This window comes from Streptomyces anthophorae, assembly GCF_049310305.1.
In the GTDB taxonomy this organism is placed as follows: Bacteria; Actinomycetota; Actinomycetes; order Streptomycetales; family Streptomycetaceae; genus Streptomyces.
This window is the reverse complement of record NZ_JBLWQQ010000001.1, coordinates 5,345,969-5,358,679: the sequence shown is the minus strand read 5'-3', so window position 1 is coordinate 5,358,679 and position 12,711 is coordinate 5,345,969. Positions and strand designations below refer to the sequence as shown.

The following is a 12,711-nucleotide window of genomic DNA, read 5'->3' as shown; positions in this document are numbered from 1 at the left end:
GTAATGGTCTGGCAAAGATCCGACCCTAGTGCTCAGGGAGGATCTTTCCCATCCTGTTACGAGGAACGTCCCGTGCACCCTCTGTGTTCCGCCTTCCGGCCCCTCATACGGGGAATCCCGTGTACGCCTCGGCGAGATCCGTCTCGGCCGCCTTCGAGGTGGTCACACGGTCGAGCTGGGCCAGCTGGATCCTGTCGTCGAAGGCGGTGGCCTCGGGGGCGCGGTGCAGCATGGTCGTCATCGCGTAGGAGAAGCGCTCGGCCTGCCAGACGCGGCGCAGGCAGGTCTCGGAATACGTGTCGAGCCCTTCCGTGTCGCCCTTCTCCACGTACGCGATGAGGGCGCGGGCGAAGGTCACGACGTCGCCGACGGCGAGGTTGAGGCCCTTGGCGCCGGTCGGCGGGACGATGTGCGCCGCGTCCCCGGCGAGGAAGAGGCGGCCGTGCCGCATCGGCTCGTGGACGTAGGACCGCATGGGGGTGACGGACTTCGACGTGATGGGGCCGCGCTCCAGGCGCCAGTCCGGGTCGTCGACCTCCAGGCGGCGGTCGAGCTCGGCCCAGATCTCGTCGTCGGACCAGGACTCGGCGTCGGTGCCGGCCGGGACCTGGAGGTACGCGCGCGTGACGTGCGGTGAGCGCATCGACATGAGGGCGAAGCCGCGGTCGGAGCGGTTGTAGATCAGCTCGTCGTGGGAGGGCGCCACGTCGGCGAGGATGCCGAGCCAGGCGTACGGGTAGGTGCGCTCGTACGTCCGCACGAGCTCCTCGGGGACCGCCTTGCGGGCCACGCCCCAGAAGCCGTCGCAGCCGACCACGTAGTCGCACTCCAGGGTCTGCTCGCGGCCCTCGTGCCGGAAGCGGACGCGCGGTCCTTCGGTGTCGGCGCCCTCCACCGCCAGCGCCTCCGCCTCGAACAACAGGGGTCCGCCGTCGGCCAGTTGGGCCGCGATGAGGTCCTTGCAGACCTCGGTCTGCGCGTAGACCATGACCTGCTTGCCGCCGGTCAGGGCGGGGAAGTCGACGCGGTGGCGGCGCCGGTCGAAGCGCAGCTCGATGCCGTCGTGCGGCAGGCCCTCGCGGTCCATGCGCGCGCCGACACCGGCCTCGCGCAGCACGTCCACGGTGCCCTGCTCCAGGATTCCGGCGCGCTGCCGCTGCTCCACGTAGGCGCGATCGCGGCTCTCCAGGACGACCGATCCGATGCCGGCGTTGTGCAGGAGCCTGGCCAGGAGCAGCCCGGCCGGGCCCGCTCCGATGATGCCGACGGTGGTGCGCATACGGGATCCCTCTCGCGTCTTTGCGTTCGTTCGCCTGTGGTGCCGCGTCACGCGGCGCGTGTTCGCCTGGTGAACTTTCGTTCATCAACTTCTGTGCGGATCCTCGCCCCGCACGGGGCGGGTGTCAATGGTTTCGAGGACGCCCGGGCCGACAGGGCCGCACGGGAGACGGGAGAAGGCGCGCCAACGCTCCCTGGTACGGGGGAGGTTGGGGTCCGCGACGCGAAGCGGAGGGGGAGGTTCTGAGGTGCCCGGAACCGGACTTGAACCGGTACGCCCGCTAAGGGCAGCGAGGTTTAAGCTCGCCGTGTCTGCATTCCACCATCCGGGCAGGCTGTGGGGCTCCGCGTCGACGTTCCGAGCCTATCCGGCGGCGTCCCTCGATCAGCGGGAGTACGTCCCCACGTTGTCTTATTTTATTGACGTCTGAGGGTGCATCAGCACACGCGGGGGCCCATCAGCACCTGCCGGGAGCCCTGCCGCCGCCAGGGACGGGCTCGCACGGATTGACGGAATTTCACCGCCCCGGTCCGCGCACCCCGGGTCCGGCGTCCCTCAGGGGCCGGGATCATCCCCAGGTATGACTCCGGCCGCCCCGGTCCCTCCGAAGTCGCCCATCGGAACGAGAGCTGCGACTGACCTTCCCGGCCCGATCCGCCGCGACGATGGAAGCGTCCCCGAAAGCAGCACCACAGACCGACAGGAGCACCCTCCCGTGACCACCACCCCGCTCGCGGGCCGCCCCACCACGACGGCCGCCGCCCGCGCCACGGATCTGTCCAAGATCTACGGACAGGGCGAGACCAAGGTGGTCGCGCTCGACCAGGTCTCCGTCGAGTTCCGGCAGGCCGAGTTCACCGCGATCATGGGCCCGTCCGGTTCCGGAAAGTCGACGCTGATGCACTGCGTCGCGGGCCTCGACACGTTCTCCTCCGGATCCGTCCGGATCGGCGACACCGAGCTGGGGTCCCTGAAGGACAAGCAGCTCACCAAGCTCCGCCGGGACAAGATCGGCTTCATCTTCCAGGCGTTCAACCTGCTGCCGACGCTGACGGCCCTGGAGAACATCACGCTCCCCATGGACATCGCGGGCCGCAAGGGCGACAAGCAGTGGATGGAGAACGTGATCCAGATGGTGGGCCTGTCCGGGCGCCTCGGGCATCGGCCCTCGCAGCTCTCCGGCGGGCAGCAGCAGCGCGTGGCGGTGGCCCGCGCGCTCGCCTCCAAGCCCGAGATCATCTTCGGTGACGAGCCCACGGGAAACCTGGACTCCCGGTCCGGCGCCGAGGTCCTCGGCTTCCTGCGCAACTCCGTGCGGGAGCTGGGGCAGACCGTGGTCATGGTCACGCACGACCCCGTCGCCGCGGCGTACGCGGACCGGGTGATCTTCCTGGCGGACGGGCGGATCGTGGACGACATGCGCGATCCGTCCGCCGACTCGGTCCTGGACCGGATGAAGCGGTTCGACGCGAAGGGGCGGACGAGCTGAGCGTCCTCCTCGCTCGCGGGGCTCTGCCCCGGACCCCGCTGCTCAATCGCCGCAGGGGCTCCAATTCACCCACCCAGGACTGAGTAGACCCATGTTCCGAACAGCTCTGCGCAACGTGCTCGCGCACAAGGCCCGGCTCCTGATGACCGTGCTCGCCGTCATGCTCGGCGTCGCCTTCGTCAGCGGCACCCTCGTCTTCACCAACACCATCTCCGGCGCCATGGAGAAGTCCTCCGCCAAGGGCTTCAGCCACGTCGACGTCGCCGTCACCGCCGAGCGCGCCGCCGACAAGGGCAACACCGTCGGCAAGGAGGCCCGGCTCACCGACGCCACCATCAAGGCGGCGCGCGACACCCGGGGCGCCGGCTCCGCGTACGGCGTCGTCAGCGGTTACGCCGCCGTCGCCGACCAGAACGGCAAGCTCGTCGGCAACGGCTTCTCCACCAAGGGCGGCAACTACTGGGGTTCCGGCGACAAGCCCGACTCCCGGTACCCGCTCAAGACGGGCAAGGCCCCGCACGGCGCCGACCAGGTCGCCCTCGACGCGAAGACCGCCGAGCGCGCCGGCTACAAGGTCGGCGACCAGGTGCGGATGTCCGTCGACGGGCCCGTCCTCACCCCGACCCTCACCGGCATCTTCACCACCGACGACGGCAACGTCTCGGCGGGCGGCTCGCTCGCCCTCTTCGACACCCCGACCGCGCAAGCGCTCTTCCACAAGCCGGGCGCGTACGACGAGATCGATGTGACGGCCGCGGCCGGGACGAGCCAGGACCAGCTGAAGTCCGCGCTCGACAAGGCGCTCCCGTCCGGCCAGACCGAGACCACCACCGCGCAGCAGCTCGCCGACGACCAGGCCGAGCAGATCTCGTCGTCGATGAGCTCCATGAAGACGATGCTGCTGGTCTTCGCGGGCATCGCGCTCTTCGTCGGCATCTTCATCATCGCCAACACCTTCACGATGCTGGTCGCCCAGCGCACCAAGGAACTCGCGCTGATGCGGGCCGTCGGCGCCTCACGGCGTCAGGTCACCCGCTCCGTGCTCCTGGAGGCCTTCGTCGTCGGCGCGGTCGCCGCCGTGGCCGGTCTCGCCGTCGGCATCGGCATCGGCGCGGGCATGCGGGCGCTCATGGGCACGACGGGCGCGATCATCCCGGACGGGCCGCTGGTCGTCTCCCCCGACACCGTCGTCGCCGCGCTCGTCGTCGGCGTCCTCATCACGATGCTGGCCGCCTGGCTCCCGGGCCGCCGCGCCGCGAAGATCCCGCCGGTCGCCGCGATGAACGCGGTGCACGCCGCGCCCACCGCCAAGTCCCTGGTGCTGCGCAACACGCTCGGCGCCCTGGTCTCCGCCGCCGGTGTCGCGGCCGTGCTCTACGCGACGACCCTCAGCGGCGACAGCGGCCAGGCCCCGATGGGCCTCGGCGCCGCCCTCCTGGTCATCGGCGTCTTCATCCTCACGCCGCTGCTCTCCCGCCCGCTGATCGCGCTCGCGGCCCCGGTGCTGCGCGCCTTCGGCATCTCCGGAAAGCTGGCCCGCCTCAACTCGGTGCGCAACCCGCGCCGCACCGCCGCCACCGCGTCGGCGCTGATGATCGGCCTGACCCTGATCACCGGCCTCACGGTGATCGCGGGCAGCGTGCAGGGCGCGATCAACAAGATGGCGGCCGACTCGATCAAGGCCGACTACGTCGTCGCCATGTCGAACGGGAACCAGCTCTCCCCCGACGTCGTGAAGACCCTCGACAGGACGCCCGGCGTCACGGCCGTCAGCGGCCTGACCAACTCGCCGGCCCGCATCGACAACGGCACCGAGTTCCTGACCGGCGTCAACGGCAGGACGATCAACCAGCTCGCGGAACTCCCGCTGGACAGCGGCAGGTTCACCGTCGGCGGCGACAAGGTGGTCGTCGACGACAAGACCGCGAAGGAGCACGACTGGACCACGGGCTCGACCTTCACCACCCACTACGAGGACGGCAAGCAGCAGAAGCTGACCGTCTCGGGCGTCTACGAGGCCAACGAGATGATGCGCGGCATCATGATCGACAGCCCGACGCTCGCCCCGCACCTCAGCGCGGGCTCCGGTGACATGCAGGTCATGCTGAAGACGTCCGACGGCGCGTCCGACGCCACGAAGGACAAGCTCACGAAGGCGCTCGGCGAGAACCCGGCGATCCAGGTCCAGGACAAGCAGGACATCACCAACCAGGTCGCACAGGTCTTCACCCTGATGCTGAACATGCTCTACGGCCTGCTCGCCATGGCGGTGATCGTCGCCGTGCTCGGCGTCATCAACACCCTGGCCATGTCGGTCTTCGAGCGTCAGCAGGAGATCGGCATGCTCCGCGCGATCGGCATCGACCGCAAGGGCATCAAGCGGATGGTCCGCCTGGAGTCCCTGGTGATCTCGCTGTTCGGCGGCGTGCTCGGCATCGGTCTCGGCGTGTTCTTCGGCTGGGCGGCCGGTCAGCTCATCGGCAACTCCATGGCGACGTACGAGCTGATCCTGCCGTGGGGCCGGATGGGGATCTTCCTCGCGCTCGCCGCGGTCGTCGGCATCCTCGCGGCCCTGTGGCCGGCCCGCCGCGCGGCCCGCCTGAACATGCTCGACGCGATCAAGGCCGAGTAGCGGTAAGGGAGTTACGACATCGGGGCGCATCCGCGACTGCGGATGCGCCCCGATTCGCTTGCCCCACGGGCTAACTGACGACGTTCCAGGTGCGCGCCCGCAGCGGCATCCCGGACGCCCCGCTCTCCGGTGTCCGCACCGCGAGGATCTGGTTGACCCCGATGCGGTTGCGTTCGAAGCTGAGCGCGGAGGCGGCCATGTAGAGCCGCCAGACCCGGGCCCGGCCGGGGCTGACCAGCTTCAGGGCCTCGGCCCAGCGGGCCTCCAGGTTCCTGACCCACTGGCGCAGCGTGAGCGCGTAGTGCTCGCGGATCGCCTCGACGTCCCGCACCTCGAAACCGGCCCGCTCGAGCTGCCCCGTGGTGGAGCCGACCGGCGCGAGCTCCCCGTCGGGGAAGACGTACGCGTCGATGAACTCGTCGACCTCGTACGCCGACTCGTCGCGTTGCGGCCGCCGCGCGATCTGGTGGTTGAGCAGCCGGCCGCCGGGCTTGAGGAGGGCGTACACGTCGGACGCGTACTCCAGGTACCGCTCGGCGCCCACGTGCTCGGCCATGCCGATGGACGAGATCGCGTCGTACGGGCCGTCGCGCACGTCGCGGTAGTCCTGGACGCGGATCTCGACGCGGTCGGTCAGACCCTCGTCGGCGACCCGCTTCCTGGCGTACGCGGCCTGCTCCTGGGAGAGCGTGACGCCGACGACGCTCACACCGTGCTCGCGCGCGGCGTGGATCGCCATGGAGCCCCAGCCGCAGCCCACGTCGAGCAGCCGCATGCCGGGCTTCAGCGCCAGCTTGCGGGAGATCAGCTCCAGCTTGTCGCGCTGGGCCGATTCGAGACCCGCCTCGGGCGACTCCCAGTAGGCGCACGAGTAGACCATCGACGGGCCGAGGACCAGCTCGTAGAAGTCGTTGCCCACGTCGTAGTGGTGGCTGATGGCCTGCTTGTCGCTGCCCTTGGTGTGCAGGTGGAGACGGCCACCCCTGCTCATCTCCTCGGGCGGCGGGGCGGGCGGCAGCGGACTGCCGGCGAGCTTCACCAGCTCCTTGGCCGCGGAGCGCACCGTGGGGTCCCTGAGTGCCTGCAAGAGGCTCCTGGGGCCCTCCGCGTCCTCGTCGGGGTCCCGCTCCCATATGAGGCCGGCCATCCGGTCGAGGGCCGCGTACAGGTCGCCCTCGACGTCCAGGTCGCCTGCCACCCAGGCCCTGGCGAGGCCCAACTCTCCCGGCTTCCACATCAGTCGGCGCAGGGCGCGACGGCTGCGGACGATGAGCACGGGGGCGTCCGGAGGGCCCGCCTCCGAGCCGTCCCAGGCGCGCAGGCGCACCGGGAGTTCGACGCCGAACAACTTCTCGGCGAGATCCTTCAGCCGCTGTGCGGCGTTCTGCATGGCGGACACCTCCGTGACGAGACGATTCTCGGAAATCCCGGAACGGTTCAACACCACGTAAACACCGACAGGGCGCCTGCGCAGTCCCGTTACCGAGTCACGGAACGGCAAAATACCTGTAGCCACCATGTATATCGGTGCGGAAACGCCGAAGGGGCCGCCCGCACCACGGATGGCGAGCGACCCCTTCGGGCTGAGCTAATTGCAGGTCAGGAGGCCTTGGCCTTCTCCTCGACCTTGTCGTCCTTCTTCTCCTCCGCCTTCGGCGCCTCGGCCGCGGGCTTCGGAGCCGGCTTGGCGGCCTCGTAGAACTCCTCGCGCGGAGTCTCCAGGGCGCCGAGCGCGGTGATGTCGCGCTTCTGGAACATGTTGATCGTCCACTCGGCGATCACACGGATCTTGCGGTTGTACGTCGGCATGGCGAGCCCGTGGTAGCCACGGTGCATGTACCAGGCGAGACGGCCCTTGAGCTTGATCTTCATCTTGCCCATGACGATCATCGCGACGCCCTTGTGGAGGCCGAGACCGGCCACCGCACCCTTGTTGGCGTGCTTGTACTCGCTCTGCGGGAAGCCCCGCATGCCCGAGACCACGTTGTCGCCGAGGACCTTGGCCTGGCGCATCGCGTGCTGGGCGTTCGGCGGGCACCAGGCGTTCGGGTTGCCGTTGGCGCGGCCCACGAGGTCCGGAACCTGGGCGTTGTCGCCCGCGGCCCAGATGTAGTCGCTGCCGGCGACCTGGAGGGTGGCCTGGGTGTCCACGTGGCCGCGCGGGCCGAGCGGGAGACCGAAGCGGGAGAGGGCCGGGTTCGGCTTGACGCCGGCGGTCCACACGATGGTGTTGGAGTCGACCTCGAGGCCGTTGCTGAGGACGACGTGACCGTCGACGCAGGACGGCATCGTGGTGGAGAGGTAGACCTCGATCCCGCGGGACTCCAGGTGCTTGCGGCCGTACACGCCGAGCTCCGGGCCCACCTCGGGCAGCACCTTGTCGGCGGCGTCGACGAGCACGAAGCGCATGTCCTCGCGCTTCACGTTCTTGTAGAACTTGGCCGCGTCGCGCGCCAGGTCCTCGACCTCACCGATGGTCTCGGCGCCCGCGAAGCCACCGCCGACGAAGACGAAGGTGAGCGCCTTGCGGCGGATCTCCTCGTCCGTGGTCGACTCGGCCTTGTCGAGCTGCTCGAGGACGTGGTTGCGCAGGCCGACGGCCTCCTCGACACCCTTCATACCGATACCGGCCTCGGCGAGGCCCGGCGTCGGGAAGGTGCGGGAGACCGCGCCGAGCGCGATCACCAGGTAGTCGAAGGGAACCTCGTACGCCTCGCCGACGATCGGCGCGACGGAGGCGACCTTGCGGTCCTGGTCGATGGAGGTGACGCGGCCGGTGAGAATCTCGGCGCCCGGCACAGCGCGTCGCATGGGGACGACGACGTTGCGCGGCGAGATGCTGCCGGCGGCGGTCTCGGGGAGGAAGGGCTGGTACGTCATGTACGAGCGCGGGTCCACGACCGTGACGGTCGCTTCGCCGTAGCGCATCTTCTTGAGAATGCGCCGCGCCGCGTACAGGCCTACGTACCCACCCCCGACAATGAGGATCCTGGGACGCTCCGTGGTGCTCATGCCATCGAGTATCCACCCGACTGGCGGGGGTCGCTCGTGCGCCCCTTCACAAGCTTGTAGGGGCCCTCTGCTACACTGCGCCGCCCACGTGACCCATGTCATGACACGACGGGGGAACCACGGCGCCGCCCCAGACGTTGCTCACCCCTCTTGAGCAGCCATAGTGAGCATTTGGCGGTACTGGACCACTTCGGTCCGCAATCGGCTCGCAACACTGCGGCAACCTCACGCGTGGGCCGTGGGAGCACCCCCGCGAGCCCCCGAACGGGCCCGAGAGCGCGTAACAGCGACCAAGTGGGCCGTTTTCCTTGTGAAGAAGTTCACGAACTTTCCCGACAGCGTGTCGCGGCGGGGTGCGAGAAGCGCCCCGCGGGGCGCTCAGACGCTGCGCGGGGCGCTCAGGAGAGACGTTTTCGGGCCCTTTTCGGGGCCGTCTCCGGGCCCGATCCGGGGCCCGTCTCCGGGCCTGATTCAGGGCCCGGCTCCGGGCGTGATTCAGGCGATGGACCAGGCGATCCCGTCGAGGATGTCGTGCTCGCTCACGATCACCTCGCGCGCCCCGGTCCGCTCCATGATCAGACGCAGCACGAGCGCGCCGGAGGCGATGACGTCGACCCGGCCGGGGTGGATGACCGGCTTCAGCGCGCGCTGGTCGTGCGTGGACTCGAGGAGCCAGTCGGTGAGCTCGGCGACCTTGTCGTAGGAGATCCGGGAGTGGTGGATCGCCGCCGAGTCGTACTCGCTCAGGCCGAGGGCCAGCGCGGACACGGTCGTGACCGAACCGGCCAGGCCCACCAGCGTGCGGGCCTCGTCCAGCGGCACGGTCTCGTTCACCTGGCCGAGGGCGGCGTCGATGTCCTCGCGGATCGCCTCGATCTGCGCCGGAGTCGGCGGATCGGTGACCGTGCCGTCCTCGGCGACGAGGTGGCGCTCCGTCATCCGTACGCAGCCGATGTCCACGGAGCGCGCGGCGCGCACGGAGTCGTCGCCGACGACGAACTCGGTGGAGCCGCCGCCGATGTCGACGACCAGGTAGGGCTTGTCCAGGTCGGCGCGGCCGGTGAGTTCCTTCGTCGCACCCGTGAAGGAGAACGTCGCCTCCTGGTCACCGGTGATGACCTCGGGCTCGACGCCCAGGATGTCGAGGACGCCGCTCACGAAGTCCTCGCGGTTCTCGGCGTCGCGGGACGCCGAGGTCGCCACGAAGCGGAGCTTCTCGGCGCCGTGCTCCTTGATGACCTCGGCGTACTCGCGGCACGCCGCGAAGGTGCGCTCCAGGGCCTCGGGCGCGAGCCGGCCCGTCTTGTCGACGCCCTGGCCGAGCCGGACGATCGTCATCCGCCGGTCGAGGTCGACGAGCTCGCCGGTTTCCGGGTTCGCGTCCGCGACGAGAAGGCGAATGCTGTTGGTGCCGCAGTCGATGGCGGCGACCCTGGTCATGGCGGTGGTCTCCTGAGGTCGTCGTGAGGTTGCGGTGAGCCGCTGGGGGCGCTGCCCCCAGGCCCCCGCGCCTCAATCGCCGGCGGGGCTTGATATGCCCAGCCCCTCCGGCGATTGAGGCGCGGGGCGGGGGAAAGGAGGTCAGTCGGTGGGCGCGTCGGCCGGAGTGACGCAGGGGCCCTTCTTCCACCACTCCGGCAGCATCGCGATCGCCTCGTCGCCCAGCGGGTTCACTCCGGGACCCGCGGCCAGCGAGTGGCCGACCAGGACGTGCAGGCACTTCACGCGGTCGGGCATGCCACCGGCGCTCGGGAAGTTCTCCAGCACCTCGATGGCGTCGCGACGGGCGATGTAGTCCTCGTGGGCCGCGCGGTACTGGCGGGCCAGCTCCGGGTCCGTCTGGAGGCGCTCCGTCATCTCCTTCATCACACCGTTCGCCTCGAGCGTGCCGATCGCCGACGCCGCACGCGGGCACGTGAGGTAGTACGTCGTCGGGAACGGGGTGCCGTCCTCCAGGCGCGGGGCCGTCTCGACCACGTCCGGGTTGCCGCAGGGGCAGCGGTGCGCGATGGCGCGCAGGCCGCGCGGCGGGCGCCCCAGCTGCTCCTTGAACGCCTGGATGTCGGCGTCCGTGGGCGCGGTGGGCTCGGTCTGCGGCGGGGGGGTTTCCATCGCTCGGGTGTTTCCTTCAGTGTTCGTCAGTTGTCGGCCTGGTCGGCCTTGTCGACGCCGTCCCAGACGTTGGAGTACCAGGGGCGGTCCTCCGCGCCCTGCTCGGCGCGCTCGGCGGCGGTGCGCTCGCTCGGCACCACATAGCCGGTCTCGCCCGGCATCACCATGTGCAGGCGCTCCCGGATCCGCTGCTCGGCGAACGAGTCGTCCTGCCAGCGGGCCTTCTGGTCACGCAGCTTGTCGACCCGCTCCTTGGCCTCCTGCTGCTGGCGCCGCAGGTCCTCGATCTCGCCGCGCTGCGACACGTACTGCCTTATCGGATACGCGAGCGCGACCACGAGGGTGCACAGGACGAGGGCCAGCAGCGCCGCGCGGCCCGTGAGCCGGGAGCGGCGGGCCTGCCGCTTGTTCTGCGAGCGGTAGACGCGCTCGGCGGTCTGCTCGCCCAGCACACGCAGGCGGGTGGCCGTCGAGAAGCGATCTCTGGAGTCCCTGTCTCGGACCTTTCCGGGCATCGCCTGCTCCGCCTCCCCGTCGCCGCTCACGGCTCACGTACGTACGTCCCCGCACACGGTACGGGACCGAGTGCGGGGACGTACGGAACTGCTGCCTCAGTGAGGCTCAGCCCTTGAAGCGGGGAAATGCGCTGCGACCGGCGTAGACCGCCGCGTCGTCCAGGATCTCCTCGATGCGCAGGAGCTGGTTGTACTTGGCGACGCGCTCCGAGCGGGCCGGGGCGCCGGTCTTGATCTGGCCGCAGTTCGTGGCGACGGCGAGGTCCGCGATCGTCACGTCCTCGGTCTCACCGGAGCGGTGCGACATCATGCACTTGAACCCGTTGCGCTGGGCGAGCTCGACGGCGTCCAGGGTCTCGGTCAGCGAACCGATCTGGTTCACCTTCACGAGCAGGGCGTTCGCCGAGTTCTCCTCGATGCCGCGGGCGAGGCGCTCCGGGTTGGTGACGAAGAGGTCGTCGCCGACGAGCTGGACCTTGTCGCCCAGCTTCTCGGTGATGACGTTCCAGCCGGCCCAGTCGTCCTCGTACAGCGGGTCCTCGATGGAGACGAGCGGGTACGCGGAGACGAGCTCCTCGTAGTACTCCGTCATCTCGGCGGCGGAGCGCTCCTTGCCCTCGAACTGGTACTTGCCGTCCTTGTAGAACTCGGAGGCGGCGACGTCGAGGGCGAGGGCGATCTGCTGGCCGGGGACGTAACCGGCTTCCTTGATGGCCTCGAGGATCAGGTCGAGGGCCTCACGGTTCGAGCCCAGGTTCGGGGCGAAGCCGCCCTCGTCGCCCAGGCCGGTGGCCAGGCCCTTGCTCTTCAGGACCTTCTTCAGCGTGTGGTAGACCTCGGCGCCCCAGCGCAGGGCCTCGGAGAAGGACTCCGCGCCGATCGGGGCGATCATGAACTCCTGGATGTCGACGTTGGAGTCGGCGTGCGACCCACCGTTCAGGATGTTCATCATCGGCACCGGGAGAAGGTGCGCGTTCGGACCGCCGAGGTAGCGGAAGAGCGGCAGGTCGGACGCCTCGGAAGCGGCGTGCGCGACGGCGAGCGAGACGCCGAGGATGGCGTTGGCGCCGAGCGAGCCCTTGTTGTCGGTGGCGTCCAGGTCGAACATCGCCTGGTCGATCAGGCGCTGCTCGGTGGCGTCGTACCCGACGAGCTCCGGGCCGATCTGCTCGATGACGGCGAGGACGGCCTTCTCGACGCCCTTGCCCTGGTAACGGTTCGGGTCACCGTCGCGGAGTTCGATGGCCTCGAAGGCACCGGTGGAGGCACCCGACGGGACGGCCGCGCGGCCGGTGCTCCCGTCGTCGAGGCCGACCTCGACCTCGACCGTGGGGTTGCCTCGGGAGTCCAGGATTTCCCGGGCTACGACGACGTCGATGGACGGCACGAGCATCTCCTTCTGGGATGTGACGCAGGCTATGCGGGCGGCTGCATGGATACGTGGTCCCGCACCCCTGAGCGTAACCGGCTCGCGGGCATCGGCCATCCGAACGCCCGTCTCGTGGACAACGCCCACAGCGAAATGTTCCTTAACGGAACAAAAACAGCGACCCCCGGCCCGGCTGAGCGGGACGGAGGTCGCCGAAGTGAGCGGCCCGTGGGGACGGGGTGCGGCGGGGCTCGGCGTCCGCCGATGCCGAGCCCGTGCCTGATGGCCTGGGAGGGCCTGGGG

The 12,711-nt window shown here is 69.7% G+C and carries 9 protein-coding genes and 1 tRNA gene; 2 read left to right on the top strand and 8 right to left on the bottom strand.

All coding sequences use genetic code 11. The annotated features are described in order from the left end of the window. Positions 1 to 103 precede the first annotated feature (103 nt). Together ACNYS0_RS24465 and ACNYS0_RS24460 are read right to left on the bottom strand one after the other, a co-directional pair. Positions 104 to 1,279, bottom strand: coding sequence for a 4-hydroxybenzoate 3-monooxygenase (locus ACNYS0_RS24465; protein WP_422476625.1), 1,176 nt, complete (start codon positions 1,277 to 1,279; stop codon positions 104 to 106). Between the two features lie 248 nt (positions 1,280 to 1,527). Then, positions 1,528 to 1,610: transfer RNA gene (locus ACNYS0_RS24460), tRNA-Leu, on the bottom strand. A gap of 384 nt (positions 1,611 to 1,994) precedes the next feature. On the opposite strand from ACNYS0_RS24460, the gene ACNYS0_RS24455 reads away from it, so the two are divergent. After that, a complete protein-coding gene (locus ACNYS0_RS24455; protein WP_422476624.1) occupies positions 1,995 to 2,768 on the top strand; it encodes an ABC transporter ATP-binding protein in 774 nt (257 codons plus the stop codon). Between the two features lie 91 nt (positions 2,769 to 2,859). After that, positions 2,860 to 5,400: an ABC transporter permease gene (locus ACNYS0_RS24450; RefSeq protein ID WP_422476623.1), complete on the top strand. Its 2,541-nt coding sequence runs from the start codon at positions 2,860 to 2,862 to the stop codon at positions 5,398 to 5,400. A 70-nt stretch (positions 5,401 to 5,470) separates the two neighbouring features. Here the strand turns inward: ACNYS0_RS24450 and ACNYS0_RS24445 are convergent, their stop codons facing one another. From ACNYS0_RS24445 to eno, 6 genes are all read right to left on the bottom strand, one after another. After that, positions 5,471 to 6,790, bottom strand: coding sequence for a class I SAM-dependent methyltransferase (locus tag ACNYS0_RS24445; protein WP_422476622.1), 1,320 nt, complete (start codon positions 6,788 to 6,790; stop codon positions 5,471 to 5,473). 209 nt (positions 6,791 to 6,999) lie between these two features. Continuing rightward, entirely contained in the window at positions 7,000 to 8,412 is a 1,413-nt protein-coding gene (locus ACNYS0_RS24440; RefSeq protein ID WP_422476621.1) for an NAD(P)/FAD-dependent oxidoreductase, read from the bottom strand. A 495-nt stretch (positions 8,413 to 8,907) separates the two neighbouring features. Continuing rightward, entirely contained in the window at positions 8,908 to 9,852 is a 945-nt protein-coding gene (locus tag ACNYS0_RS24435) for a Ppx/GppA phosphatase family protein (protein ID WP_422476620.1), read from the bottom strand. A 141-nt stretch (positions 9,853 to 9,993) separates the two neighbouring features. After that, the gene (locus tag ACNYS0_RS24430) at positions 9,994 to 10,524 is read right to left on the bottom strand and encodes a DUF501 domain-containing protein (protein WP_422476619.1); all 531 of its coding nucleotides are present in this window, start codon (positions 10,522 to 10,524) and stop codon (positions 9,994 to 9,996) included. A gap of 26 nt (positions 10,525 to 10,550) precedes the next feature. Beyond that, on the bottom strand, positions 10,551 to 11,039 hold the full coding sequence (locus ACNYS0_RS24425) for an FtsB family cell division protein (RefSeq protein WP_422482766.1): 489 nt from the start codon (positions 11,037 to 11,039) through the stop codon (positions 10,551 to 10,553). A 106-nt stretch (positions 11,040 to 11,145) separates the two neighbouring features. Beyond that, positions 11,146 to 12,426, bottom strand: coding sequence for a phosphopyruvate hydratase (eno, locus tag ACNYS0_RS24420; protein ID WP_399237548.1), 1,281 nt, complete (start codon positions 12,424 to 12,426; stop codon positions 11,146 to 11,148). Between the last annotated feature and the right edge of the window lie 285 nt (positions 12,427 to 12,711).

What these genes read in the sequence shown, in the direction of transcription:
- ACNYS0_RS24465 (WP_422476625.1), bottom strand. Translation starts at nt 1,279, where the DNA reads ATGCGCACCACCGTCGGCATCATCGGAGCGGGCCCGGCCGGGCTGCTC.
- ACNYS0_RS24450 (WP_422476623.1), top strand. Translation starts at nt 2,860, where the DNA reads ATGTTCCGAACAGCTCTGCGCAACGTGCTCGCGCACAAGGCCCGGCTC.
- ACNYS0_RS24445 (WP_422476622.1), bottom strand. Translation starts at nt 6,790, where the DNA reads ATGCAGAACGCCGCACAGCGGCTGAAGGATCTCGCCGAGAAGTTGTTC.
- ACNYS0_RS24440 (WP_422476621.1), bottom strand. Translation starts at nt 8,412, where the DNA reads ATGAGCACCACGGAGCGTCCCAGGATCCTCATTGTCGGGGGTGGGTAC.
- ACNYS0_RS24435 (WP_422476620.1), bottom strand. Translation starts at nt 9,852, where the DNA reads ATGACCAGGGTCGCCGCCATCGACTGCGGCACCAACAGCATTCGCCTT.
- ACNYS0_RS24430 (WP_422476619.1), bottom strand. Translation starts at nt 10,524, where the DNA reads ATGGAAACCCCCCCGCCGCAGACCGAGCCCACCGCGCCCACGGACGCC.
- ACNYS0_RS24425 (WP_422482766.1), bottom strand. Translation starts at nt 11,039, where the DNA reads ATGCCCGGAAAGGTCCGAGACAGGGACTCCAGAGATCGCTTCTCGACG.